This is a genomic window from Rubrivivax rivuli, assembly GCF_004016505.1.
Taxonomy (GTDB): domain Bacteria; phylum Pseudomonadota; class Gammaproteobacteria; order Burkholderiales; family Burkholderiaceae_C; genus Rubrivivax; species Rubrivivax rivuli.
The window spans coordinates 692,804-716,818 of the sequence record NZ_SACR01000004.1 but is presented as its reverse complement, the minus strand read 5'-3'; the positions used below and the strand labels follow the sequence as shown (position 1 = coordinate 716,818).

Below are 24,015 nucleotides of genomic sequence, written 5' to 3'. Positions count from 1 at the left end.
GTCTCAAGCGTGCAGCATAGCCCTAACCGTTGCGAGCGCGCCCTCGCCAGCGGCCAGCAATCGTTCGATATCACCGCCCAGCGAGCCCGGCTCTCCGGTACGCAGGCGCCGCTCGACCTCGGCACAGGCCTGTGCGAGGTCCAGCGCCCCCACGCTGGCCGAGCTGGACTTCAGCGTGTGCGCCACACCGGCCACGACGGCGGCATTGCCGCCCTCCCGCTCGGCGGCCAGTTGCACGAGCATGCGGCTGAGCGAAGTCTCGAAGGCCACCAGCACGCGCTGCAGCACGCCGTGGCGACCGTCGGGGTCGAGTTCGCGCAGCCGCCCCAGCGCCACGGGGTCGAAGCCGCCTGTTGCGGCGGGTGAGGTGGCGCCTGGAGAGCCTTTGGATTGCGGATCGCTCATGGGTGGCGCGGTGGAGGGCCGTCGGGGGCTGCCGCAGAGCTTGGGCCTGGGCCCGCACCGGCTGTCGACAGATCGGACACCCCTGGAGTTTCGGCGCCCTCCCCGTGAACTTGAGCCGGCGCCAGCCGGCCGCTTCGTACAATTCCAGCCATGCTTGTATCGTGCCACGGCCGCCGACCCCGAGCCGCCGACCCACGAGCGGCGGAGACTGGGGTTCACCCAGGGGGCCAGCGTGGTACACACGGGCGCAACGCAGCCGCAGGGGTGGCTGCGGGCTGGTTGCCGTCGCTGGCCGCCGCGCAGGCCCCGGGTGCCGGCCTCGGTGGCGGTTTCGACTGGGGGTTGCCACTGGCCCTTCTGGCAGTGGTGGCAGCGGCGGCCGGGGCCTACGCGCTGGGCCATGCCCGGGCGCGGCTGCGCACCGAGGCGGCGCTGCGCGAAGCGCATGCCCAGGCCCGGCAGATGGTCCAGTTGCAGGCCGAGGCCACCTGGCAGACAGACGCCCTGCACCGGCCGCAGCGCTGGCACGGCGAGGCGCCGACGGCCACGGCCCTGCAGCCGCTGTTCAATGACCCGACGCTGCGGACGAGACTGCAGGCCCAGCGCGCGTTCGCCGGGGTGCGCATCGATCTCCCGCAGCCCTTCGAAGGCAGCCGCAGCTGGCGCGTTCAAGGCGTCCCGCGCCATGACGATCTGGGCGCCTTCAACGGCTACACCGGCACCGCCTGCCCCTTGCATGCGGACGACGTGCTTCAGGCGGGGGCTGCCGCGCTGCTACCGCTGCTGGCCTTGCAGACCGGCCCGGCACTGTGGGCTCTCGACCAGGGCGAAGGCTGGCAGCTCCAGGCCTGCAACAGCGCCGCTCAGGCGCTCTGGCCCGCCCTGTCGCCCGGCTGCCCCTTGCCCGAGGCCCTGCACGACCTGCCGGCGGCGATGGTGCAAGCCTTTGCGCAGGACGAGCCCGGCGCGGCGCAGGCCGATGGGGGTTGGCACGCACAGGCCTGCCTCGGACTGCCCGGCACGCTGCGCGGCCTGGTGCTGCTGCAACGGCCGCCCGAGGCGGCCGGCGGCGGGGCCGAAGCGGCCAGCGCAGCCGCCTCGGAAGCGGCGGCGGCAGCCGCCAAGGCCTCGCAGGCGGCGCTGGCCGCCAGCATGGAAGAGAGCGACAGCTTCAGCTTCACCGTGTCGCACGACCTGCGCGCACCGATCCGTGTGGTCGAGGGCTTCACGCGCATCGTCAAGGAAGACTACGGCCGCCTGCTCGACCGCGTCGGCAACGACCACCTCGACCGCGTGCTCGGCGCCGCCGCCCGCATGAACCTGATGATCGACGCGCTGCTCACGCTGGCGCGGCTGAGCTCGCAACCGCTGGCGCGCCAGCCTGTGAACCTGTCACAGCTGGCCGGTTACGTGATCGACGACCTGCGCCGCAGCACGCCCGACCGCGAGGTGGAGGTCGACATCGAAGGCGGCCTCACCACGCAGGGCGACCCGACGCTGCTGCGCCTGGTGCTGGAGAACCTGCTGGGCAACGCCTGGAAGTACAGCGGCCGCACGCCCAAGGCACGCATCAGCCTGGGCTCGGTGGCACATGGCGGGCGCACCGCCTACGTGGTGCGCGACAACGGCGCGGGCTTCGACATGCGATCGTCGGACCGCCTGTTCGGCCTCTTCCAGCGCCTGCACAGCGCCAGCGAATTCCCGGGCAGCGGTGTCGGGTTGGCCTCGGTGCGGCGCATCGTGCGCCGGCACGGCGGCGACATCTGGGCCGAGGCCGAACCGGGCCGGGGCGCCGCCTTCTTCTTCACGCTCGCCGGCTGAGGCCGGCTGCCGCGTCAAAGCGCCGAGCGCGCCAGCTCTTCCACCGCAGCCAGCAGGCGCTCGGCCTGCGCCGGCAGGCTGACCTTCTGGTCGGCCGCCAGCCGCTGCAGGCGCTGCCAGGCAGCGTCGCGCGAGAGCGAGTAGCGGTGCATCAGCACGCCCACGGCCAGCGGCACGGGGTCTGAGAGGGCAGCCGGCACGAGGGCGGGCGCGGTGGGTGGCAGGGCCGCAGGCGCCGTCGGCGGCGCCACCGCGCCGCCCCGCACGCGCACGAAGGCCGCCTCCACCGCCGGCACGATCTGCCCCACGTCCAGCGGCTTGATGAGGTAATCCAGCGCGCCCAGCGCCTGCACCTGCTGCCGCGTGGCCTCGTCGGCAAAGGCCGAGAGGAACATGAAGGGGATGCTGTAGGCGTCGCGCAGGGTCTCGGCGACGTCGAAACCGCTCTTGCCTTCCATGCGGATGTCCAGCAGCGCCAGCGCCGGGCGGTGCTCGCGCGCCAGCAGGATGGCGTCGTCGCCATTGTCGGCGTCTATCACCTCGTAGCCGGCTGCAGAAAGACCGTGCGTCACCGTGGCGAGCACGAGCCGGTCGTCATCGACGACCAGGATCTTGCCTCGGCTGCTGGCCTCTGCGTTCATCCGCCGGATTGTGGCCCATCAGACCGCATCGCCCGGCCCCGGCACACGCACACCGGGGGGGCGCAAGGCCAGGCGTGCCACCACCCAGTCCCCTTCCTGGGCCAGTGCCAGCGAGGCGCTGCGCCGGGGCAGCAAGGCGCGCACCAAGCCCAGACCTGACACCACACTGCGACGTTGTTGCAGGTCGAAACCTGGCGCCAGCGTGGCCTGGCTGGCGATGCTGATGTCCAGGCCCTCGCCCACCGCCCAGACGCGACAGCGCACCTCGCCGCCGCTGCCGTGCTTGATGGCATTGGTGAGCAATTCGTTGAGCGTCAGCGCCACCGGGATGGACTCGGCCTCGGGCAGCAGGTGCGGCACCTCGCCGTCCATGTCGACGGCGATGGCGCGGCCGAAGGTGCGCTGCACCGAAGCCGCGATGGCGCGCAGCAGGCTGGCCACCGCCAGCGGCCCGCTGGCGCCCACCTGCAGGCCGTAGACCTGCGCGATGGCCTGCACCTGGCCCACGGCCTCGCTGAGGATGTCGGCCATCTCGGGCCTCCGCGCGGCGTTCTGCTGCAGCAAGCCGGCCACGCCCTGCAGGTTGTTCTTGATGCGGTGGTGCACCTCGCGCACCAGCACCTCGCGCTGGGCGATGGCGGCCTGCAGGCGCGCGCGCTCGGCGGCGCGCTGCTCGGTCACGTCGCTGGCCACCAGCAGCAGCTGCAGGCCGCCCGTGTCGTCACCGGCCGCGGCGGCGCCGTCCTGCAGCGTGGTGATGCGGCAGTCCCAGACACGCGCACTGGCTTCGCCGCTGGCAGGCTCGGAGAGCTCTTCACGCCACTCGTGCTGCGCGGTGACGGCGCCGTCCGCCGCAGCGCGCAGCCAGCCCAGCAGGGCCGCGGCCTGCGCCGGGCTGGCGCAGCAGGCCTGCAGCGTGGCACCCTGCAGCCCGGCCAGCGGGCGGCCGAAGAAGCTGGCCGCGGTCTGGTTGAGCTGCTGCACCACCAGGCTGCGTGCATCGAAGAGCGCGATGGCCAGTGGTGCGGTCTCGATCACCCGCTGCAGCGAGGCCTGGGCCTGCGCGATGTGCACCTCGGCCTGGCGACGCCGTTCGATGTCCAGCAAAGCGATGGTCATCTCGCGCGCGGCGCCGCCGGCTGCGCCGGGCGCGCTGGGCACGGCATTGCCCACGACCCAGAACTCGCGCCCGTCGCGCGCCTTGAGCCGGCATTCAAAGGTGTCGTTCTGGCCCTCCCGCAGGCCTTCCAGTTGCGCCAGCTGGCGCAGCGGGTGGTCGGGCTCGGGCGTGGCGACGATGCTGATGGGCTCGCCCACAAAATCGGCCAGTTCGCCGCCGAACATGCGCCGAGCCGAGCGGTTCATCCACTGGATGCCGTGCTCGTTGACGGTGACGATGCCCACCAGCACCGAGTTCAGCACCGCGCGCGTGCGCTCGGCCTGACCGGCCAGGGTCTCGCGCGTGCGGCGGCGCTCGTCGATGTCGATGAAGCTGCAGATGACGGCGCTCTCGCTCTCGTCCTGGTTCACCGGGCGCACCGCCACCTGCACCCAGATCAGGCTGCCGTCGCGGCGGCGCAGGCGGCGCTCGCCGCTGAAACGCCCCTGCTCACGCAGCGCCTGGCCGATGCGGGCTTCGAATTCGACGCACTCGCGCGCGCTCTCGTACAGCTCTGCGGCATCGAGTGTGCTCAGCTCGGGGCTGGCCCAGCCGGTGAGCGCGGCCATCGCCTGGTTGGCCCGTTCGATGCGCGCACCGCGCTGGTAGACGATGCCCACCTCGCTGAGGCTGAACATCAGCTCGCGGTCGCGCAGCAGTTGCTCCAACTCGGCCTGCTGGTGCTTCAGCCGCGTGATGTCGGTCAGCACGGCCACGGCCTCGGGCTCGCCCTCTTCGCCGGTGGCCTGGGCGCGGCGCACCGACAGCGAGTACCACTGCGGCGGCGCGTCGCCCATCGCCAGCGGCAGCTCGGCTTCGAAAGGTTGGCCTTCGTCCAGCCGTTGCAGCGCGGCCAGGGCCTCGCCCGCGCCCTGCAGCGCGCCCATGCTGCGCGCGAAGATCTCGCCCAGCGTGGCACCGGCCGCAGCCCCGCCCTCGAAACCCAGCATGCGCTCGAAACGCCGGTTGCAGCGCGCCACCACCGGCCCGCGCAGGTAGGCGATGCCGGCGGTGCTGCTGTCGAGAATCGTCGTCAGCTCGCGCAGCAGCTCTTCGTTGCGCCGCTGCGCCAGGTGCTGGTCGGTGACGTCGAGCGTCACCACCGAGGTGGTGTGCCGCCCGCCCGACAGCGCGCCCGGCTCCACACGCGTGAGCAGCCAGCGCAGGCCCAGTTCGGGGTGGCGCACGGCATAGCGCACCTCGGTGCGCTCACCGCTGCGCAGCGCGCGCTGCAGGGTCTCGTACTCGGGCAGCGAGGCGGGTTCCACGAGATCGCGATGGATGCCCATCAGTGCGCCCGAGGCCGGCCGGCCTTCGCTGCGACGCGCCGCTGCGCCGCTGCCCTGCGGCGGCTCGGGCGCGAGCCAGCCGCGTGCGGGGTCGTAGGTGGCCACGCCGATGCTGGCGGTGTCCATCAGCATGCCCATTTCCAGTTGGGCGAGATCGCGGGCGTCTTCGGCGCTGCGGTCCTGCACCACGGCCATCACGCGGCGGCCGCCGCCCTCGGTGGCCTGGCACACCAGGCGCGCGCTCAGGCGCCGCCGGCGGCCATCGCCCAGGGCCACCAGCGCCTGCGCTTCCAGCGCGGCGCCGCCGGCGGCCAAGGCCGGCACCAGCGCGCCGCCCTGCCAACCCAGCAAGGCCTGAAGGCCCGGCTCGGCTTGCGCCAGTTCTTCGGGCACCCGCTCCACCAGGCTCTCGAAGGCGGCGTTGCAACGCACGATGAGTCCGCTGTCGTCGTAGACCAGCATGCCGGTGCCGCTGAGCTCGAACCACTGCGCGAGTTCGTCCTGCGCGCGGCGTGCCTGGTCGCGTGCCGCGACCTCGGCCGTGACCTCGTGCCACAGGGTGAGCCAGTAGACGCCACCGCGGCCATCGGTGATGCGGCTGGTGGCGCAGCTGCACCATCGCTCGCGGCCGTGGGCGTCGAGCAGCCGGCGCTGCACCGCGGGCGGCGCGTGGCCGGCGGTGGCCGCAGCGGCCTGGTCCTGGCGCTCGGCGCGGCTGGCGTCCTGCGTGTCGGCGGGCTCCAGCCCCACAGGGTCGCTGCCCAGCAGTACCGCACGTGTGCGGCCGCTGAGCTGGGCGAAGGCCGGGTTCAGGTCGACGATGCGGAAATCGGCCGCCTGCAGCGTGGCCGCCACCGGCAGCACCGCCAGCGAAGGCAGCTGCGTCAGGCCGCGGCTGGGCAGCGCGGGGGCCGCGCGAGTGCCCGGAAAGGTGGGTTTAGCCGTCAAGCTGCCGGGCCGAACGCAGCGCCACCAGAACCGCGCGGTTGACGGTGGTGGGGCCGAGCATCAGCGCATCGGCCTTCTCGCGCAGGTCGTAGACCGTTTCCTGCTCGATGGCGCGCACCAGTTCCAGGTAGGGCTGGTAGGGCCCGCCCTCGCCGCGCAGCGCCTGCGCCACGCGCTCGGGCACGGGCACGTTGGGCAGCAGTTCGCTGAAGGGCTGCTGCAGCAGGCGGTCGAGCAGCGAGAACACGCCGCAGATGAACATCTCGCCGCGCATCTCGGCGTCGCCCTGCTCGCGGCCCAGCTCTTCCATCAGCAGGCCGCGGCGCACGGCGGCGTACATCACCGGCGTGGCATTGACGCCCTTGGCCGACGATGCCAGCAGCAGCGCCAGCCAGCGCTTGAGCCGGGCATAGCCCAGCATCATCAACGCGTGGCCGAAGGAGTTGATCTCCACGCTCAAGCCGAAGGCCGGCGAGTTGAGATAACGCATCAGGCGGAAGGCCAGTGCAGGGTCGCGCTTGAGCACGGCCTCCAGCTCGGCCACGGGGCGCTCTTTCTCGACGCCGCCGATCAGCGTCATCACCGTGTTCACGTCGGGCGGCACCTTGCCCTTGGTGGTGCCCGTGGGCGGGGCGTCGTCCATCGGCCAGCCCAACACCGCCACGGCGCCCCGCTGGAAAGCAGCGTCGACGTCTTCACTGGTGCGCGCGCCGGCCTGGACGGTGGTGATCTGGCGCACCGCCGCCGCGGTGGCCGAGGGCGCGCCAGTGCGGCGGTCTTCGCCCACTTCGACGATGGAGTGGCTGAACAGCGCCAGCACCTCAGGGGCCAGCGGCTGCAGCGGCCGGCCCTTGATCATCAGCAGGTTGCCGGCCTCGTGCAGCTGCCGCAACTGCTGCGCGACGGCGGGGTCGGCCGCCATGAAGGCAGGCACCTCCAGCATGAACTGCGTGGCCGGCTGCGCGGCCATCACGGCACGCAGCAGGCTTTCGCCGGCCAGGTTCAAGGTCACGGGCGGGCGCACACCCGGCGCGCGGGCGCCCCGGGCGGCGGGGTCCAGCGGGCGGGGCGAGAGCTTCAGAGGCTCGCTGCCAGCAGCTTCGGCAGCAGGCCACACCTCGTGCAGCGCCTGCAGCAAGGCGGGCGCGTCGGGCGTGACGTCGGGGCGTTCGGGGAAGACCGTCAGCCGCGTGGCCACCACCTCGCGCTGCTTGTTGATCATGGGCGTGTAGCCCAGGGCCACCTGGCCCAGCACGGGATGGTCTTGCATGGTGGTCAAGGAGCGCGCTCAGGTTTTCATGTAGTCGAAGAGGGACATGCGCTGCACCATGGAATACGTCTTCAGTGCCGCATCGTAGCCGGTCTGCTTGCCCTGGAAATCGGAGATGGCCTCGACCATGTCCAGGTCCTCCGCGGTGCTGCGGTCGCGCTGGGCGTCGAGCTTGGTCTGGCTCAGGCGGCTCTCGATGCCGTCGGCCCGGTTCAGGGCCTCGCCGGCGCGCGCCCGCCAGCCCGAGAAGTTGCCCTGCACGGCGCCCATGCGCTCGATGGCGGTGGCCACGGTCTGGGCCACGGCCGTGGACGGGCGGCCAGGCGTCATCAGCTCGCTGATGGCGGTGTCCATGGCGTCGAAGGCGCTGATGGTGCCGCCGGCGTTGGCCGGGTCGGGTGCACGCAGGAAGACGCCGGCACCGTCGATGCTCAGCGGCGTGACTTCGCCGGCCGCGGCGTTCAACTGGCCCGGTGAGCCGTCGTAGACCACGCCGCCGGCGGCATCGCGCAGCGGCGGCGTGTCGGAGCCCTGGCCGCCGAAGAGGTAGCGCCCTGCGCCGTCGCTGCGGTTGGCCACGGCCAGCAGGTCGTTGCGGATGCCGCGCAGCGCCTCGGCCAGCGACTGGCGTTCGCTGTCGCCATAGGTGCCGTTGCCGGCAGAGACCATCAGTTCGCGGGCGCGCTGCATCAGGTCGCCGGCATCGCCGAGTGCGCCTTCGGTCAGCTGCATGGCGTTGCGGCTGGCGTTGAGCGCGCTCAGGTGCGCCTCGGCACGGGCGTTGGCAGCCAGCGCCCGCTCGGCCGCCGCCGCTGCGGCAGGGTCGTCGCTGGCCTTGCGCACGCGCTTGCCGCTGGTGAGCTGCTCTTGCGCTTCCGACAGCTGCGACTGCCGCCGCTGCAGGTTGGCCAGCGACGTTTCGAAGGCGTAGGCGGAACTGATGCGCATGGGTCAAGGCCTGTTCAGGGGGTTCACTGGCCAGCGGCGTTGAGCAGGGTGTCGAACAGCGATTGCGCCACCTGCAGCACCTTGGCCGCGGCCTGGTAGCTTTGCTGGAACTGGATGAGGCGGGCCGCCTCTTCGTCGAGGTTCACGCCGTCCTGCGAGCTGCGCGCCTGCTCCGACTGCGAGGCCACGGCGGCGCTGATGCTGGCCGACGAGGCGGCGCTCTGCACGCGCACGCCGATGTCGGCGAGCGACTGCGACCAGGAGTCCGACACCGTGCGGCCGCCCACGATGAGCGCGTCGCGCAGCGCCAGCATGGCACGCGCGTTGCCGTTGTTGCTGGCCAGCGAGGCCGCCGGCGTCGGCTCGACGAGGAAGCTGTCGGTGTCGGCCGGCACGCCGTTGATCTGCAGGGTGTAGCCGTTGGCCCCCACCACCGGCTGGCCGGTGCGCCAGGGTGTCGCCACGCCAGTGATGGACGAGACGTACTCGAAGTCGTTGCCATTGACGGGCACGGCCAGGCGGAAGAACTGCAAGGTTTCCGGCGTGCCCGGAAAGGGCTGCGGGCTGGCCGTCACCACCAGGTCGCCGGGCGCGCCGGTACCGGTGTTGCCGCTCACGCCGGTGGCCAGCAGCGGCGAGGCGGCTGCCAGGTCCAGCGGGCTGGTCAGCAGGTTGCGCATGCCATTGGCCATGCGCGCCACGGGCTGCAGCAGGTAGCGGTCACCGGGCTGGGCGTTGCTGATGTCGATGCGCACGCCGTCGACGACATCGCCGCTGTTGACGGTGCGCTCCAGGCCGTCGGACAGGCGTGTCAGCGACCAACTGCCGGGGACGCTGGCGCTTTCGCGCAGGTCGTAGTCGCTGGCCTCCAGCGCGCGGGCGTCGACGATGCTCAGCGTGACATTGCCGATGGGCAGGCCGGTGTTGACATCGCGCAGGTTGCCTTCCTGCGCGAGCGCGCGTTGCGGCCCCATGGCGAACAGCGGCTGCGCCGGGTTCTGCCCCATGGGCTGCTGCAGGCTCAGGCCGCGCGTCTGCTGGTCGTTCAGCGCGCCCCCCACCGCCGCAGCCAGCTGGCCGACGAGGTTGCGCGCCGTGGCGAGATCGACGTTCTGGAACCGGATGAGCCCGGCCATCGAGCCACCCCCCAGGCCGCTGTCGTCGATGCGGCGCAACGTGCCCGTGCCTTCGCGAAGCGCCAGCGCGCTGCGGCTGGGGTCGACGTCGTTGGGCACCACCACGAGCTGGGTGGCCTGGCCGGCCAGCACCAGGCGCTGGCCGCCACCGATGAACAGGCCCACCGTGCCGTCGTCGGCCTCGATGCGCGTGACCCGCAGCTTCTCCGAGAGCTGGCCGATGAGCCGGTCGCGCTCGTCGAGCACGTCATTGGCGGGTTGACCCAGGCCGCGCAGCGAGGCCACGCGCTGGTTGGCGTCGGCGATGGCCTGGGTGAGCTGGTTGACCTCGGACACCGAGGTCTTGAGGTCGGCCGTGACCTCGGCCTGCGTCTGGTCGAGCGTGGTGCCTGCTTCAGAGAAGCGCGCGGCCATGTCGGTGGCCCGCGCCAGCACCACCTGGCGCGTGGCCAGGTCGGTGGGGCGGCTGGACAGGTCGACCATCGCATTGAAGACCTCGGTCACCGCGTAGCCCAGGCCCGACTCGCCGGTCTGGAACACGTTCTCCAGGCGCTTGAGCTGGCCCAGGCGGGCCGCGTCCATGGCCGAGAGCGAGGCCGCGTTGGCAGTCTCGCGCGTGAGGAACTCGTTGTGCGAACGCGTGACGCTGACCACGTCGACGCCGCGGCCGAAGAAGCCCGCGCCCGTGAACTGGCCCTGCGAGGTGGCCAGCACCGTCGACTGCCGGCTGTAGCCCGGCATGTTCGCGTTGGCGATGTTGTGACCCGTGGTCTGCAACGCGGCGTAGTTGGCCGCCATGGCGCGAACGCCCAGCGACATCAGCGGTGAACTGCCCATCGCGCCGTCCTCGGACCGTTCAGGCCAGTGAACGCTGCAGGCGCAGCGTGGTGTTGATGACGCGGCTCAGCTTGTCGGCATACGCGGGGTCGGTGGCATAGCCGGCACGCTGCAGCCCTTGTGCAAAGCCGGCGGCCGCGCGCGCAGACGCACCTGCATCGGCGCTGGCCACGGTGGCGGCGCGCACCACGCCGGCGTAGCGCGGGCTGTCCTTCATGAGACGCGCGTAGTCGGCGAAGCTCTCGGCATAGCTGCCATAGGCGCGGAACTTGGCCATCACCTTCTGCGGCTTGCCGTTGATGTACTCGGTGGTCATCACCTCGGCGGTGGCGCCCTTCCAGTTCGGGCCGGCCTTGATGCCGAACAGGTTGTACGAAGGGCTGCCGTCGCCGTGGCGGATCTCCTTGCGGCCCCAACCCGTTTCCAGCGCCGCCTGCGACACCATGAAGGTGGCCGGGATGCCGGTCTCGCTTTCCGCGCGCTGCGCGGCGGCGGTGTGCTGCTGCACGAAGCCGGCCGCGCCGGTCTGCGGGACGGCCGTGGGCACGGGCTGGGCGCTCAGCGGCGCGGGCGTGTTGTTGGCCGATTTCGTCACCGGGATCGGCCCGGGCGTCATACCCATCTGCCGTTCCAGCTGCTTCATGATGGCTTCGCTCAGGCCGCCGGGCAGGCCGCTCATCTGTGTGGCGAACTGCTGGTCGAGCATGTCGGTGGCCATGCCACCGGCGCCACTGCTGCCGCCCTCGCCATCGGCCTTCAGCGTGGTGGCGCGCATGCTCTTCATCAGCTCGGCCATGAAGAGGCTCTCGAACTGCTTGGCCGCCTCGCGCACCGCGCCCTTGGGGTCGGCGTTGGCACGCGAGCGCAGCGCGTCCAGCGAGCGCGTGTCGGTGGCCAGGCCGGCCGTGCTGCGCTGCAGTTGGGGAGGAATCGCAGCCATGGCGTTCATCCAACCACTTCAATCTCGGCGTGCAGGGCGCCGGCGCTTTTCATGAGCTGCAGGATGGCCTGCAGGTCCTGTGGTGTGGCGCCCAGCGTGTTCAGGGCCTTCACCACATCGGTGAGCTTGGCGCCGGCAGGCAGGTGGATCAGCGCACTGCCCTGCTGGTTGACGGTGATGTCGGAGCGGTCGGCCTGCACCGTCTGCCCCTGGCCCAGCGGGTTGGGCTGGCTGACCATGGGCGTGGTGGTGACGGTGACGGTCAACGAGCCGTGCGCCACCGCGCAGGGCCCGAGCGTGACGGCCTCGTTGATCACCACCGAGCCGGTGCGCGCGCTGATGACGATGCGCGCGGGCGGCTTGCCCAGCACCAGTGGCAGGCCGTTGACGTCGGCCAGGAAGCCCACGCGCTCCTGAGCGGCCTCGGGCATGCGCACGCTGACCGTGCGGCCGTCCAGCGCCATGGCCGTGCCTTCGCCCTTGGCGTTGTTGATGGCCATGGCCACGTTGCGGGCCAGGGCGAAGTCGGTCTTCTTCAGGTCCAGCTGTGCCACCGTGGTTTCGAACACCGGGCTGGGCACGGCCCGTTCCACCGTGGCGCCATCAGGGATACGGCCGCCGCTCAGGTGGTTGATCTGCACCTTCGAGCCGTTGGCCGAGGCGCCCGCGCCGCCCACCACCAGGTTGCCCTGGGCCATGGCGTAGATCTGACCGTCGACACCTTTCAGCGGCGTGGAGATCAGCGTGCCGCCGCGCAGGCTTTTGGCGTTGGCTATCGACGAGACCGTCACCGGCAGCTGCTGGCCGGGCTTGCTGAAGGCCGGCAATTGCGCCGTCACCATCACCGCGGCCACATTGCGAAGCTGCATGCTCACGCCCGGCGGCAGCGTCACGCCCATCTGCTGCAGCATGGCGATGATGCTCTGCGTGGTGAACGGGGCCTGCGTGGTCTGGTCGCCGGTGCCGTCCAGGCCCACGACGAGGCCGAAGCCCGTCAGCTCGTTGCTGCGCGCGCCCTGCACGTCGGCCACATCCATCACACGCACCGAGGCGTGGCCGGGCAGCGGCCACAGCAGCGCGGCGCTGGCCAGCGCGAAGCACAGGGCCACGGCCCAGCGCTGCAGGCGGTCGGAAAAGGTCTCGCGGTCTTGCATGTCGGCCTCGGTACTTCGGCGGGGGGCGGCAGGCGGGGGGGCCATCAGAAAGGTGCCAGGCTCAGGAACACGCGGCCGAGCCAGCCCATGCGCTGGGCCTCGCTCTGCTGGCCGCGGCCGCGCTGCTCGAGCCTCACGTTGGCGATCTGCGCGCTCTGCACGGTGTTGCCAGGCTGGATGGCGCGCGGGTCGACCTGGCCCGAAAAACGCAGCACGTCGACGTTCTCGTTCACGCCGATCTGCTTCTCGCCGGCGATCAGCAGGTGGCCGTTGGGCAGCACGCCGCGCACGACCACGGTGACGGTGCCGCTGAAGTTGTTGCTGCTCTCGGTGGCACCCTTGCCTTCGAAGGCGTTGCTGGAGCTGGCCTCGCCCGTGCCGCGCACGAAGGCCTTGGGGTTGATGCCCGGCAGGGCGCTGATGCCCACGGCCAGGCTGCCCGACTTGTCGACGCTGCTGGTACTGGAGGTGGTGGCCGTCACCTTCTCGACGATCTGCACCGTCAGCGTGTCGCCCACGTGGCGCGCGCGGTAGTCTTCGAAGAGAGGTCGGTAGTGCCCGGCCCGGTAGATACCACCGGGCGAGGCCGGCGCAGTGGCTTCGGGCAGCATGGGTGCAGGCGGCCGGGTATCGGCCACCTCGGCACGCGGGAAGATGGTGCTGCAGCCAGTGGCCAACAGCGTGGCGGCCAGCGCCAGGGGGGTGCGCAGCGCCTTCATCACAGTTGCCCCAGACGTTGCAGCATCTGATCGCTGGTGGTGATGGCCTTGCTGTTCAGCTCATAGGCGCGTTGCGTTGCGATCATGCTCACGAGCTCTTCCACCACGTTCACGTTGCTGGCCTCCAGAAAGCCCTTCTGCAGCCGGCCCAGGCCGTTGCTGTCGGGTGCGGCGGCCTGGGGCGCGCCGCTGGCTGCGGTTTCGGCGAAGAGGTTGCCGCCGCGCGATTCCAGGCCCGCGGGGTTGGTGAAGTTGGCGAGCTGGATCTGCCCCAGGTTCTGCAGCGCGGCCTGCCCGGGGATGGTGGCCTGCACCTGGCCATCGGGCGCGATGTTCACGCTGATGGCGTTGGCCGGCACCGTGATGCCGGGCTGCAGCACGTAACCTGCGTTCGTCACCATCTGACCACCGGCGTCGAGCTGGAAGGAGCCGTCGCGCGTGTAGCCGGTGCTGCCATCGGGCATCTGGATCTGGAAGAAGCCCTGGCCCTGGATGGCGACATCCAGGTTGTTGCCGGTGTTCTGCATCGCGCCCTGGCCGAAGTTGCGCACGCTGGCTGCGGTGCGCACGCCCAGGCCGACCTGCAGGCCGGTGGGCAGCTGCGTCTGCTCGGAGGTGGCCGAACCCGCGGGGCGCAAGTTCTGGTACATCAGGTCTTCGAAGGCGATGCCGCCGCGCTTGTAGCCGGTGGTGCCGACGTTGGCGAGGTTGTTCGAGATGGCGTCCAGCTTGTTCTGCTGGCCTTCCATGCCGGTCTTGGCAATCCACAGTGAGCGGATCATGGTGATGGGTCCTTGGGGGTGATGCCCTGCGGCCATCTTCGCCCGGACTGAAGGCTCGCGAGCGCTGGAAAAGCGGCCCCGCAACCGGCCATCTCGCCCCTGAAACGACGAAGGCGCCCGCGGGCGCCTTGCATCTTGAAATCAAGGGGCGAACTCAGGTGGGCGCGAGCAGCTTCGCCGCGTTCTGCTCACGCTGCTCGGCGCCTTGCAGCGCCTTCATCTGCTGCTCGAACTGGCGGGCCGCCGAGATCATGGCCACCATGGTCTCCACGGCGCTGACGTTGCTGCCTTCCAGCGCACCGCTCTGCACACGCGCCGCGGGGTCCACCGGCGCCTCGCCACCGCCCGGCGTGCGGAAGAGGCCGTCGGCGCCGCGCACCATCGCTTCTTCGGGCGTGACCAGCTTGAGCTTGCCGGCCTGTGCGGGGCGGCGGCCCGGCACGGTGGTGGTGATGCTGCCGTCGGCGGCAATCTCGGCCGAGGCATTGGCCGGCAGCGTGATGGGGCCGCCATCGCCCAGCACCGGCAGGCCCGAGGGCGTGACGAGCTGGCCTTCGGCATTGACCTGCAGCGCGCCGGCGCGCGTGTAGGCCTCGGTGCCGTCCAACGCCTGCACGGCCAGCCAGCTGTTGCCCTGCACCGCCACGTCCAGCGAACGGCCGGTGGTGGTGACGGGCCCGGGCGCGTTGCTGTAGCCGATGGTCGACTCCAGCGCGAACGCGCGTGTGGTGGCGCCGTCGCCGCGGATGGGCACGGAGCGGAAGGCCTGCATCTCGGCGCGGAAGCCCGTGGTCGAGGCGTTGGCCAGGTTGTTGGCCAGCGAGTCCTGGCGCTGCATCGTCGCCTTCGCGCCCGACATCGCGAGATAGATCAGCCGGTCCATGGTTCAGGCCTCCGTGCGGTTGCTCAGCGCGGGATCAGCGGAGGTTCACCAGGGTCTGCAGCACCTGGTCCTGCGCCTTGATGGTCTGCGCGTTGGCCTGGTAGATGCGCTGCGCGGTGATCATCTGCACCAGCTCGCCGGTGAGGTCGACGTTGCTCTCTTCCAGCGCGCCGGCCTGCAGCACGCCGAGGTTGCCGTCGCCGGGCACGCCGGTGACGGGGTCGCCCGAGGCGAAGGTGCGCGCCCACTGGTTGTTGCCCGAGGGCTGCAGGCCCTGCGGGTTGCGGAAGGTCGCCACCTCGATCTGCCCGGCCGGGCGGCTCTGCCCGTTGCTGTAGCGCGCGGTGATGATGCCGTTGTTCTCCACCGCGATGGCCACCAGCTGGCCGGCCGAGAAGCCGTCCTGCCGCAGGTCGGTGACGCTGAACGCCGAGCCGAACTGCGTGGCGCCTCCGGTGTTGAGCGTCACGTCGAGCAGTTCCAGCGTCTCGGCGCCGGCGCTGTTCACGCTGGCCGGGATGGTGAAGGTGATGGGGCCGATCGGGTTGGTGGGCGCGCTGCCGTCGGCAGCGAAGGTGATGGTCGACAGCGGCGCCGGGGCGTCCGGCAGTCCCAGTACCGTTGCGCCGTTGGCGGTGGCGAAGACGTTCCAGGTGTCGGTGCCGGCTTTCTGGAAGTAGTAGGTCAGCGCCACTTCCTGGCCCTTGGCGTCGTACACCGTCAGCGAGGTGGCGTTGTTGTAGGTCGCCGCGTCGTTGAAGTCGATGGCCGCACCGGCCACCGGGACGGTGACACCGGCGCGTGAGTCGAGGTTCATCTCGATGTCCATGCGCGTGGTCGATTTCGGGCTCACGCCACCGGTGGGCAGTTGCAGCGGCACGGCCTGCCCGGGCTGGATGACGCCCAGGTCGTCGGCCGCGTAGCCCATGAGCTGCTTGCCGAAGCTGTTGACGATGAAGCCGTCGCGGTCCACCTTGAACTGGCCGTTGCGCGTGTAGGTGGTCGGGCTCTTGCCGTCGGTCACCTGGAAGAAGCCGGCGCCGTTGATCGCCAGGTCCATCGGGTTCTCGGTGGTGGTGATGGCGCCCTGCGTGAACTGCTGCGCCACGGTGGCCATGTTGGTGCCGATGCCGATGCTGTTGGCGCCGGCACCGTTCAGTGCTGCGGCGTAGACGTCGGCGAACTCGGCGCGCGAGACCTTGGTGCCGAAGGTGTTCGCGTTGGCGATGTTGTTGCCGATGATCTCGAGGTTCTTGCTCGAGGCGTTGAGTCCGGAAAGGCCTTGCTGGAAGCTCATGGCGGAGGGTCCTGGTGGGAAATCAGTTGAAGGCCTTGACCTGGCTGTAGGCCACGTCGCCGCTGTATTGGGTCTGCAGCGAGACACCGCTGCCCGAGGTGCTGACGGCCTGCACGCGGTCGCGCATCAGCGGTGTGCTGGCCACGGCGCTGGCGCCGCTGGTGGCGGTGATGCGGAAGCGGTACTCCAGCGCCGGGTCGGCGTTGCGGGCGTCCCACTCGATGTCCTGGCGGCCGGCCTTGGTGGTGCCCAGCGTCATCGTGTCCACCACGCGCCCGGCCGGGTTCAGCACCTCGATCTTCACCTTGTCGGCGGGGGTGGCCAGTTCGTACTGCGCGGTGCCGGTACCCTCGGCGACGGCCAGGCGGTTGCCCACCACGGTGACCTCGCGGCCCACCAATGAGGCGCCCTGCAAAGCCTGCATCTGCACGAACTGGCCGTTGAGGCCTTGCATCGTGTTGTTGAGCGTCTGGATGCCGCTGACGGTGTTGATCTGCGCCATCTGGCTCGTGACCTGGGCGTTGTCCATCGGGTTGAGCGGATCCTGGTTCTGCATCTGCGTGACGAGCAGCTTCAGGAAACGGTCGGCGCTGGCCGCGTCGCTGTTGTTCGCACTGGCGGCGGCGCTGCCGGCAGTGGCATTCAGCGCCGCGAAGGGGTCGCTGGAAATGGCGGTGGTCATGGCGGGCTCCGGGGGGCGGCGGGCGGTGGGGGCAAGCGGGCCGCGCGGCTCACTGGCCGATCTGCAGCGTCTTCAGCAGCAGGCTGCGGGCGGTGTTCATCACCTCGACGTTGTTCTGGTACGAACGCGAGGCCGAGATCATGTTGACCATCTCCTCCACCGGGTTCACGTTGCTGTAGGTCACGTAGCCCTCGGCGTCGGCGCTCTTGTGATTGGGGTCGTGCACACGGCGGCCCGGCGCATCGCTCTCGACGATGGTGCTCACGCGCACGCCGGCGGTGCCGTTGCGGTGCGCGCCCGCGCCCATCAGTTCGGTCTGGAAGACCACCTGGCGCGCCTTGTAGGCACTGCCGTCGGGGCCGGCCACGGTGTCGGCGTTGGCCAGGTTGCTGGCCACGGTGTTCAGGCGCTGGCTCTGCGCGCTGACCGCGCTGCCGGCGACGTCGAAGATGCGGAGCATGCTCATCGTGGGTCCTTCTCAGCGCTGGGCTTCAGCCCTGGGTGTGGCTCTTCATCGCGTCGAGCATGGTGCGCACGCTGCCGTTGATGAAGCGCACCGTCGATTCGTACTGCACGCTGTTGTCCACGAACGAGGCGCGCTCGCGGTCCATGTCGACGCTGTTGCCATCCATGCTGGTCTGCGAGGGCAGTGCGTAACGCAGCGTCGGCGACGGGCGGCCGCCGGGGCTCATCACGTCGCTGGCGATACCCCCGCCCAGACCGGCCTGGCCGGTGGCGTTGCGCAGGGCATCAGCGAAGTTGAAGTCGCGGGCGTGGTAGCCGGGGGTGTCGGCGTTCGCGATGTTGCCGGCGATGATGCGCTGGCGCTCGGCGCGCAGGCTGAGCGCCTGGGCGTGGAAATCGAGCGATTGGGTCAGGCGAGAGATCATTCGGCGCTCCTTCGGTCAGCGCACCCGCAACAAGCTCGGGTGTGGCCCGGGGCCGGCCTGCAGGCAGGTTCGGGCATGGAGGTCGATTCTGGGCAGCGCACGCCGAAAGATGAGCCCGAACAGAGCCCGCTTCGGCCTTCATTTCCGCCCCTGGCGACGGCACTGCCGGCCTAGAGTGCTGCACTGTGAACCTGCCCTCATTCCGATCCCTGCGGCGCATGCCATGGTCCGGCGTGGCCACGGGCGCATTCGCGCTCGCGCTGGCCGCACTCGGCCCGGCGGCCGCGCAGGCCCAGGAGCCCGCTGCCCCGCTGCCGGCAGCGGCCGTGGCACAGGCGCTGGCCATGCTGAGTGAAGCCGCACGCGCCCTGGCGCCGGCCGGAGCCCGCGTGCTTGCCGTTCCCGGCCAGCCCGACCCGCGCCTGAAGCTCGCCCCGTGCGCGCAGGTGGAAGCCTTTCTCGTGCCGGGCGCGCCCGCGTGGGGCCGCACGCGTATCGGCTTGCGCTGCCAGAAGACCTCGGACGCGGCGCCCACGCCGCGCTGGAGCATCTCTTTGCCGGCCACGGTGCAGGTGTGGGCGCAGGCCGCTGTGTCGGCCGCTGCGTTGCCCGTGGGCGCCACGCTGCAGGCCGACAGCCTGGCACTCGCCGAGGTGGACTGGGCTGCTGCACCGCAGCCGCCCTTCGCCCACCCGTCCCAGTTGGCAGGCCGCGTGACGGCGCGCCCCGTGCCCGCCGGCCAGGCCCTGCGTGCGACCGATCTGCAGGCCCGACAGTGGTTTGCCGCCGGCGACACCGTGCGCGTGGTGGCAGGCGGCCCGGGTTTCTCGATCAGCACCATGGGCCAGGCGGTGAGTGCCGGCATCGAAGGGCAGCGCGTGCGCGTGCGCGTCGGCGAGAATCGGACGGAGGACGGGCGAGCCTTGGGCCCGCGCATGGTGGAAGGCCGCGCGATCGGGCCCCGTGAAGTCGAGGTGGGCCCATGAACAACGCGCCGGGCACGTTTGACCCCCACGTTCAAGGGGGTGCGCAAGAATTTTCGACTTCAAGGCTAAAGTTCTTTGGCGCCGCTTCCGATACAGCGTCTATGTCGTTGGGAAAGCACCCCTGCTGTGCCCCTGACAGGAGTCCAAGATGAAGATCGGTCCTATCGAAACCAAGCCGCCCGGCCCGACCGTGGCCGAACGCAAGGCCGAGGCCGCGCCGACCAAGAGCCCCGTGGCCGTGCCCAGCACGGAGGTGGCCTTGTCGTCGGCCGCCAAGGGCCTGGCCGAGGGTGTGGGCGATCCGGCCTTCGACGCAGCCAAGGTCGAGCGCATCGCGACGGCCATCCGCGAAGGCCAGTTCAAGGTCAATGCCGAGGCGATCGCGGACAAGCTGATCGTCAACGCCGAAGAACTGCTGGGCCGCAAGCTCAGCTGATCGCGCCCCATGATCACCACGCCCAAGGAGCGCCACGCCGTGCAGCAAGCCGCCGAACTTGAGCGCCCCTTGCAGGCCGTGGAACAGGCCCTGGGCGCCCTCAACCTGGCTCTGCAGCAGCAGGATGCCGCCGGCGTCGACCGCGTGGCGGCCGATCTGCACGCCGCGCTCGCCGCGGCCGTTGACCACTTCGCACGTGCCGCCCGCAGCGGGGGCGTGCCACTTCAACTGCGGCAGCGCCTCGCGGCCGCCAGCGGCCAGGTGGCCGCACAGCGCGAGGCCCTGGCCCGCGCCACTGCTTCGCTGGACCGCGCGATGGACGTGCTGATGCCCCGCACCGCCAGCGCCGCTGCGGGCCTGTACGGTGCCCACGGCGCGACAGATCGCCACGCACACAGCGGCGGACCGCTTCTGGCCTGAACGCCCCTTCCCCTTCAAGAACAAAGCCCGGCATGCCGGGCTTTGTTCTTGGTGCCTGCGCTGGACGGCGGCAGCCCGCCGCCGCCGCGCTCAGCGCTTCAGCTTGGCCAGGTCGTTGCGCGCGCGTTCCAGCGCACGGTTGATGTCGTCGCAGTTCCAATCGGGTGAGTTGGTGTCCGGAATCTGCGCGGCCAGCCGGGTGAGCCGCTCGCTCAGCGACTGCAGCGACGCCATCAGTTCCTGCGGGATCGGCCCGGCGCTGACGAAGGCCGCGTAGGCCTGCGCCAGTTCGTTGTATTGCCGCGTGTGGCCCTGCCTGCAGACGGCCGGGGGCACCCCTGCTGGCGCCGGAGGGGCGGATGCCGCGGGCCGAGGTGCGGGCGCGGCCGGTGGCGGCGGCGCAAGGCGCTGCACCGCGGCCTTCTCGGTTTCGATCTCGGCCGAGAGCGCACGGCAGTCGGTCAAGGTCTGGCCGTCACGGTTGACGCCCGGCCGCAATTGGTCGAGCCGGCCTGCAACGGCTTCGAGCCGCGCCGCAGGCACCTTGCCCCCGGCCTGCAGTTCGAGCAGCACCGCCTGCATCTGCCCGTAGGCGGTCTGGTTGGCCGTGGCGCACTCGGCCAGTTGCTCGGGCGTGCCGACGATGCGCTCGAGTTGCTCGCGCCCGGCGTTCAGCGCCTCGGTGGTCTTCTCGCACTCGGCCAGATTGCGTGGCACCCGCGCGGCGTTGGCCTTGAGCTGGTTGAACCCACTGCCCAGCCCTTGCAGACGCGACACCAGCACGGCATGCAGCGCGTGGCGGCGGATCTCGCTGTCGCGCGCCTGCAGCAGGTCGGTGGCGGCCTGCCGGTTGGCGGCGATGCAGGCGGTGAGTTCGGGCGAGGCCTTCTGCGCCCAGGCGCCTGTGCTTGAAAGTGCCAGCACCATGCCGCCAACGCAGGCAGCCGGCCGCAGGAAGGACACCACCGCGCTGCGGTTGACCGCCCCCGTGCCCCCCAGCCTCTTCTTGTGTTCGGAAACCGCCTGCCCAGTCATCCTTCTTGTGGCCCTTCCAAGCCTCTTGCGGCGACGGAGTCTGCCGCGACCCCGCTTTGTACGCTCAGGAACAAACCCTGAGAGCGCGCCGCCCGAACTTGCCCGTCGGCTGCATTGTCACCGCAGGCTGGCGCATCGCGGCGGCAAGGCCGCGCCAGGGTCAGTATTCGTCGCCGCCACTGGCGCCCGGCGCCAGGTTCTCGAAGCGTGTCAGCGGCTTCATGAAAGCCAGCTTCACCGTGCCCACGGGCCCGTTGCGCTGCTTGCCGATGATGATCTCGCTGACACCCGGCTCCTTGCTGTTCTCTTTGTTGTAGTAGTCGTCGCGGTAGATGAACATGATGATGTCCGCGTCCTGTTCGATGGCGCCCGATTCACGCAGGTCGCTCATCATCGGGCGCTTGTCGGTGCGCGTTTCCACGCTGCGGTTCAGCTGCGACAGCGCGATCACCGGGCACTGCAGCTCCTTGGCCAGCGCTTTCAGACCGCGGCTGATCTCACCGATGACAGTGGCGCGGTTCTCTTCGCTCGTGCTGCTGCCGCTCATGAGCTGCAGGTAGTCGATGACGATCAGGCCCAGCGTGCCGAACTGCCGAGCCATGCGGCGCGCCCGGGCACGCAGCTCGCTGCTGGTCAGGCCGGCGGTCTCGTCGATGTAGAGCTGCACCTGGCCCAGGCGCTCCACGGCTTCGGTCAGGCGCTCCCACTCGCCACCGTCCAGGCGGCCGGTGCGCAGGTTCTGCTGGTTGATGCGCCCGAGGCTGCCCACCACGCGCAACGCGAGTTGCGCGGCGCCCATTTCCATCGAGAACACCAGCACCGGCAGGCCTTCCTGCACCGCCACGTGCTCGGCGATGTTCAGCGCGAACGCCGTCTTGCCCATCGAGGGCCGCGCCGCCAGCACGATGAGGTCGCCCTTCTGCAGGCCGGCCGTCATCTTGTCGAGGTCGTAGAAGCCGGTGCGCACGCCGGTCACCTCTTCGGCGCCGTTGTCATGCAGTTCCTGCACGCGGTCGATGAGGTCGACCACGAGCTTGTTGATGCCCTGGAAGCCCTGCTTCTGCCGCGAGCCTTCTTCGCCGATCTGGAAGATCTTGCTCTCTGCTTCATCGAGCACCGTACTGACCTGGCGGCCCGCCGGGTTGAAGGCGTTGGTGGCGATCTCGTCGCTGGCCGCGATCAGCTTGCGCAGGATGCTGCGCTCGCGAACGATTTCCGCGTAGCGCCGCATGTTGGCCGCGCTCGGCACGCTCTGCGCCAGCGCGTTCAGGTAGGCCAGGCCGCCCACGTCCTGCGCCTTGCCCAGGCTCTGAAGCTGCTCGAAGACGGTGATGACGTCGGCCGGCTTGCTCTGCGAGACCAGATCGCCGATGGCCTTGTAGATGAGGCGGTGCTCGTGGCGGTAGAAGTCGCTGTCGGTGAGCAGGTCGCCGGCGCGGTCCCAGGCCAGGTTGTCGAGCAGCAGGCCACCGAGCACGCTCTGCTCGGCTTCCACCGAGTGCGGCGGCACACGCAGGCGCGCCACCTCGTCGTCGCGTTGCGGGGCGGAGTCGCGGGGTTCGAAGACGGTGCTCATCGGTGCGGGTCTGTGGGCTCAGCGGCGATGGTAGGCGCTGCCGGTGTGTTCACCCAAGGGACAGGCTGTGGACAAGCCTGTGGGTTTCGCTGGGGCATCGCGGGACAAGTCCGCACGCCAGAAACGACAAAGGCCGGCATGCGCCGGCCTTTGCGATCAGTGACAGCCGAAGCGGGCTTCAGTCGGCCTGGGCGACCACCTGCACGGTGATCTCGACGACCACGTCGCCGTGCGGCGCCACCGAGACGGCGTGCTCGCCCACGGTCTTCAGCGGGCCGTTGGGCAGGCGCACCTGGGCCTTGGCGATGGCCGTGCCGGCCTTCGTCAGCGCCTCGGCGATGTCGTGGTTGGTGACGCTGCCAAACAGGCGACCGTCCACACCGGCCTTCTGGACGATGCGCACGGTCTTGCCGGCCAGTTGCTCGCCCAGGGCCTGGGCGGCAGCCAGCTTGGCGGCGGCGGCCTTTTCCAGCTCGGCGCGGCGGCCTTCGAATTCCTTGATCGCAGCCTCGGTGGCGCGGCGCGCCAGCTTCTGCGGGATCAGGAAGTTGCGGGCATAACCCTGCTTGACCTTGACGACGTCGCCCAGGTTGCCGAGCTTGCCGACCTTCTCGAGAAGAATGATTTGCATGGTGGGGCTCCTCAGACCTTGTGCTGGTCAGAGTAAGGCAGCAGCGCCAGGAAGCGCGCGCGCTTGATGGCGGTGGTCAGCTGGCGCTGGTAGTAGGCGCGCGTGCCGGTCAGGCGAGCGGGCGTGATCTTGCCGTTCTCGCCGATGAAGTCGCGCAGAACGTCGACTTCCTTGTAGTCGATCTCTTCGACCTTGGCGACGGTGAAGCGGCAGAAACGCTTGCGGCGGAACAGCAGCGACTGGTTGTTGCGCTTGGGGCGCTTGTCCTTGGAAAAACGACCTTTACCACGTGGCGGGGGCATAGTCAGCTCCTACTTGAATTCAATTCTGTTGATCCGGATCGGCGGGCGGGTCGGAGACCACAGCTTCCACCGAGGTGATATGGAACAGCAGGCCGCGTCCGCTGCGAGCGCTGGTGATGAAGCCCGTGTAGAGCGCCATCTGGCCCAGCTCCGCTGCCAGCAGCGCCTTCGTTATCGCCCCGATCGCCACGGCCCGCATCTCCATCGAGACCTTGCGGGCCTGGCCATCTTCGCTGACGGTGGACTCGTGCTTGAGCCCCACGTCGAGCGCCGGTAGCCCGGCCGGGGTGTAACGCAGCGCCGCCCGTTCCACCAGGGTTGCCGTGAGCAGCAGCCTGTTCATCACAGGCGCTGGTCCGCAGCGGGCTGGCGGAGGACGCAGCCCGACCTCAGGCCGAAGCCTCCTGGCGTTCCTTGCGGGCTTCTTCGCGCTCGACGGCCTTCATCATGATCGACGGGGCGGTTTCGGCCTTGGCCTTGCCCACGGTCATGTGACGCAGCACGGCGTCGTTGAAGCGGAAACCCGTCTCCAGCTCGGTCAGCGTCTCGATGCTGCACTCGATGTTCAGGCACAGGTAGTGCGCCTTCACGAGCTTCTGGATCATGTAGGCCAGCTGGCGGCGGCCCCAGTCTTCCACGCGGTGGACTTTGCCGCCGCTGGTGGTGACCAGGTTCTTGTAGCGTTCCAGCATGGCCGGAACCTGTTCGCTTTGATCCGGGTGGATCAGCAGAACGATCTCATAGTGACGCATGAACACTCCTTGTGGATTCCGGCGGCTGGCAGGGTTGCCGAGGCCGCTGGGGGTGGAAGCTGCCCCGATGCGTCAA

General features: G+C 70.3%; 25 protein-coding genes. 4 read left to right on the top strand and 21 right to left on the bottom strand.

Going from position 1 to position 24,015, the window contains the following annotated elements; genetic code table 11:
* Positions 1-3: 3 nt before the first annotated feature.
* Positions 4-405, bottom strand: coding sequence for an Hpt domain-containing protein (locus EOE66_RS15595; protein ID WP_128229623.1), 402 nt, complete (start codon positions 403-405; stop codon positions 4-6).
* A gap of 264 nt (positions 406-669) precedes the next feature.
* Here EOE66_RS15595 and EOE66_RS15590 point away from each other — a divergent pair, with 264 nt between their 5' ends.
* Complete coding sequence (locus EOE66_RS15590) at positions 670-2,226, top strand: sensor histidine kinase (protein WP_205702709.1); 1,557 nt, start codon at positions 670-672, stop codon at positions 2,224-2,226.
* A 14-nt stretch (positions 2,227-2,240) separates the two neighbouring features.
* On the opposite strand, the gene EOE66_RS15585 is transcribed toward EOE66_RS15590, so the two are convergent.
* The 14 genes from EOE66_RS15585 to flgB all read right to left on the bottom strand — a co-directional run bounded on the left by EOE66_RS15585 (position 2,241) and on the right by flgB (position 17,801).
* Complete coding sequence (locus EOE66_RS15585; RefSeq protein ID WP_128229621.1) at positions 2,241-2,867, bottom strand: response regulator; 627 nt, start codon at positions 2,865-2,867, stop codon at positions 2,241-2,243.
* Positions 2,868-2,885: 18 nt separating this feature from the next.
* Complete coding sequence (locus EOE66_RS15580; RefSeq protein WP_128229620.1) at positions 2,886-6,263, bottom strand: PAS domain-containing sensor histidine kinase; 3,378 nt, start codon at positions 6,261-6,263, stop codon at positions 2,886-2,888.
* Complete coding sequence (locus tag EOE66_RS15575; RefSeq protein ID WP_128229619.1) at positions 6,253-7,533, bottom strand: EAL and HDOD domain-containing protein; 1,281 nt, start codon at positions 7,531-7,533, stop codon at positions 6,253-6,255. Before EOE66_RS15575 ends, EOE66_RS15580 begins: the two co-directional genes overlap by 11 nt.
* An 18-nt stretch (positions 7,534-7,551) precedes the next feature.
* Positions 7,552-8,481, bottom strand: coding sequence for a flagellar hook-associated protein FlgL (flgL, locus tag EOE66_RS15570; protein ID WP_128229618.1), 930 nt, complete (start codon positions 8,479-8,481; stop codon positions 7,552-7,554).
* Positions 8,482-8,504: 23 nt separating this feature from the next.
* Complete coding sequence (gene flgK, locus EOE66_RS15565; RefSeq protein WP_128229617.1) at positions 8,505-10,454, bottom strand: flagellar hook-associated protein FlgK; 1,950 nt, start codon at positions 10,452-10,454, stop codon at positions 8,505-8,507.
* A 19-nt stretch (positions 10,455-10,473) separates the two neighbouring features.
* Positions 10,474-11,394 carry a flagellar assembly peptidoglycan hydrolase FlgJ gene (gene flgJ, locus EOE66_RS15560; RefSeq protein WP_128229616.1) on the bottom strand — a complete coding sequence of 307 codons (921 nt, stop codon included), beginning with the start codon at positions 11,392-11,394 and terminating at the stop codon, positions 10,474-10,476.
* Between the two features lie 5 nt (positions 11,395-11,399).
* The gene (locus tag EOE66_RS15555) at positions 11,400-12,548 is read right to left on the bottom strand and encodes a flagellar basal body P-ring protein FlgI (protein ID WP_128229750.1); all 1,149 of its coding nucleotides are present in this window, start codon (positions 12,546-12,548) and stop codon (positions 11,400-11,402) included.
* A 44-nt stretch (positions 12,549-12,592) separates the two neighbouring features.
* A complete protein-coding gene (locus EOE66_RS15550) occupies positions 12,593-13,267 on the bottom strand; it encodes a flagellar basal body L-ring protein FlgH (protein WP_128229615.1) in 675 nt (224 codons plus the stop codon).
* Positions 13,267-14,049 (bottom strand): flagellar basal-body rod protein FlgG, encoded by a 783-nt coding sequence (flgG, locus tag EOE66_RS15545; protein ID WP_128229614.1) that lies wholly within the window; start codon positions 14,047-14,049, stop codon positions 13,267-13,269. The genes EOE66_RS15550 and flgG overlap by 1 nt, the downstream gene beginning before the upstream one ends.
* 154 nt (positions 14,050-14,203) lie before the next feature.
* On the bottom strand, positions 14,204-14,932 hold the full coding sequence (gene flgF / locus EOE66_RS15540; protein ID WP_128229613.1) for a flagellar basal-body rod protein FlgF: 729 nt from the start codon (positions 14,930-14,932) through the stop codon (positions 14,204-14,206).
* A gap of 34 nt (positions 14,933-14,966) precedes the next feature.
* Positions 14,967-16,229 carry a flagellar hook protein FlgE gene (gene flgE / locus EOE66_RS15535; RefSeq protein ID WP_128229612.1) on the bottom strand — a complete coding sequence of 421 codons (1,263 nt, stop codon included), beginning with the start codon at positions 16,227-16,229 and terminating at the stop codon, positions 14,967-14,969.
* 22 nt (positions 16,230-16,251) lie between these two features.
* The gene (locus EOE66_RS15530) at positions 16,252-16,911 is read right to left on the bottom strand and encodes a flagellar hook assembly protein FlgD (RefSeq protein WP_128229611.1); all 660 of its coding nucleotides are present in this window, start codon (positions 16,909-16,911) and stop codon (positions 16,252-16,254) included.
* 49 nt (positions 16,912-16,960) lie between these two features.
* Entirely contained in the window at positions 16,961-17,377 is a 417-nt protein-coding gene (gene flgC / locus EOE66_RS15525; RefSeq protein ID WP_128229610.1) for a flagellar basal body rod protein FlgC, read from the bottom strand.
* Between the two features lie 25 nt (positions 17,378-17,402).
* Positions 17,403-17,801 carry a flagellar basal body rod protein FlgB gene (gene flgB, locus EOE66_RS15520; protein WP_128229609.1) on the bottom strand — a complete coding sequence of 133 codons (399 nt, stop codon included), beginning with the start codon at positions 17,799-17,801 and terminating at the stop codon, positions 17,403-17,405.
* Between the two features lie 218 nt (positions 17,802-18,019).
* Here flgB and flgA point away from each other — a divergent pair, with 218 nt between their 5' ends.
* The 3 genes from flgA (at position 18,020) to EOE66_RS15505 (ending at position 19,643) form a co-directional block, all read left to right on the top strand.
* A complete protein-coding gene (gene flgA, locus EOE66_RS15515) occupies positions 18,020-18,787 on the top strand; it encodes a flagellar basal body P-ring formation chaperone FlgA (RefSeq protein WP_128229608.1) in 768 nt (255 codons plus the stop codon).
* Between the two features lie 148 nt (positions 18,788-18,935).
* Positions 18,936-19,223 (top strand): flagellar biosynthesis anti-sigma factor FlgM, encoded by a 288-nt coding sequence (flgM, locus tag EOE66_RS15510; RefSeq protein ID WP_128229607.1) that lies wholly within the window; start codon positions 18,936-18,938, stop codon positions 19,221-19,223.
* A 9-nt stretch (positions 19,224-19,232) separates the two neighbouring features.
* Positions 19,233-19,643: a hypothetical protein gene (locus EOE66_RS15505; RefSeq protein WP_128229606.1), complete on the top strand. Its 411-nt coding sequence runs from the start codon at positions 19,233-19,235 to the stop codon at positions 19,641-19,643.
* A gap of 90 nt (positions 19,644-19,733) precedes the next feature.
* Here EOE66_RS15505 and EOE66_RS15500 read toward each other — a convergent pair whose 3' ends face one another.
* The 6 genes from EOE66_RS15500 to rpsF all read right to left on the bottom strand — a co-directional run bounded on the left by EOE66_RS15500 (position 19,734) and on the right by rpsF (position 23,939).
* Positions 19,734-20,606 (bottom strand): hypothetical protein, encoded by an 873-nt coding sequence (locus EOE66_RS15500; RefSeq protein WP_128229605.1) that lies wholly within the window; start codon positions 20,604-20,606, stop codon positions 19,734-19,736.
* Positions 20,607-20,838: 232 nt separating this feature from the next.
* Positions 20,839-22,254, bottom strand: a complete 1,416-nt coding sequence (gene dnaB / locus EOE66_RS15495) for a replicative DNA helicase (RefSeq protein ID WP_128229604.1) — start codon at positions 22,252-22,254, stop codon at positions 20,839-20,841.
* 178 nt (positions 22,255-22,432) lie between these two features.
* The gene (gene rplI / locus EOE66_RS15490; protein ID WP_128229603.1) at positions 22,433-22,885 is read right to left on the bottom strand and encodes a 50S ribosomal protein L9; all 453 of its coding nucleotides are present in this window, start codon (positions 22,883-22,885) and stop codon (positions 22,433-22,435) included.
* Positions 22,886-22,896: 11 nt separating this feature from the next.
* Entirely contained in the window at positions 22,897-23,187 is a 291-nt protein-coding gene (rpsR, locus tag EOE66_RS15485) for a 30S ribosomal protein S18 (RefSeq protein WP_128229602.1), read from the bottom strand.
* A gap of 19 nt (positions 23,188-23,206) precedes the next feature.
* Complete coding sequence (priB, locus tag EOE66_RS15480) at positions 23,207-23,530, bottom strand: primosomal replication protein N (protein WP_128229601.1); 324 nt, start codon at positions 23,528-23,530, stop codon at positions 23,207-23,209.
* A 46-nt stretch (positions 23,531-23,576) separates the two neighbouring features.
* Positions 23,577-23,939, bottom strand: coding sequence for a 30S ribosomal protein S6 (rpsF, locus tag EOE66_RS15475; RefSeq protein WP_128229600.1), 363 nt, complete (start codon positions 23,937-23,939; stop codon positions 23,577-23,579).
* Between the last annotated feature and the right edge of the window lie 76 nt (positions 23,940-24,015).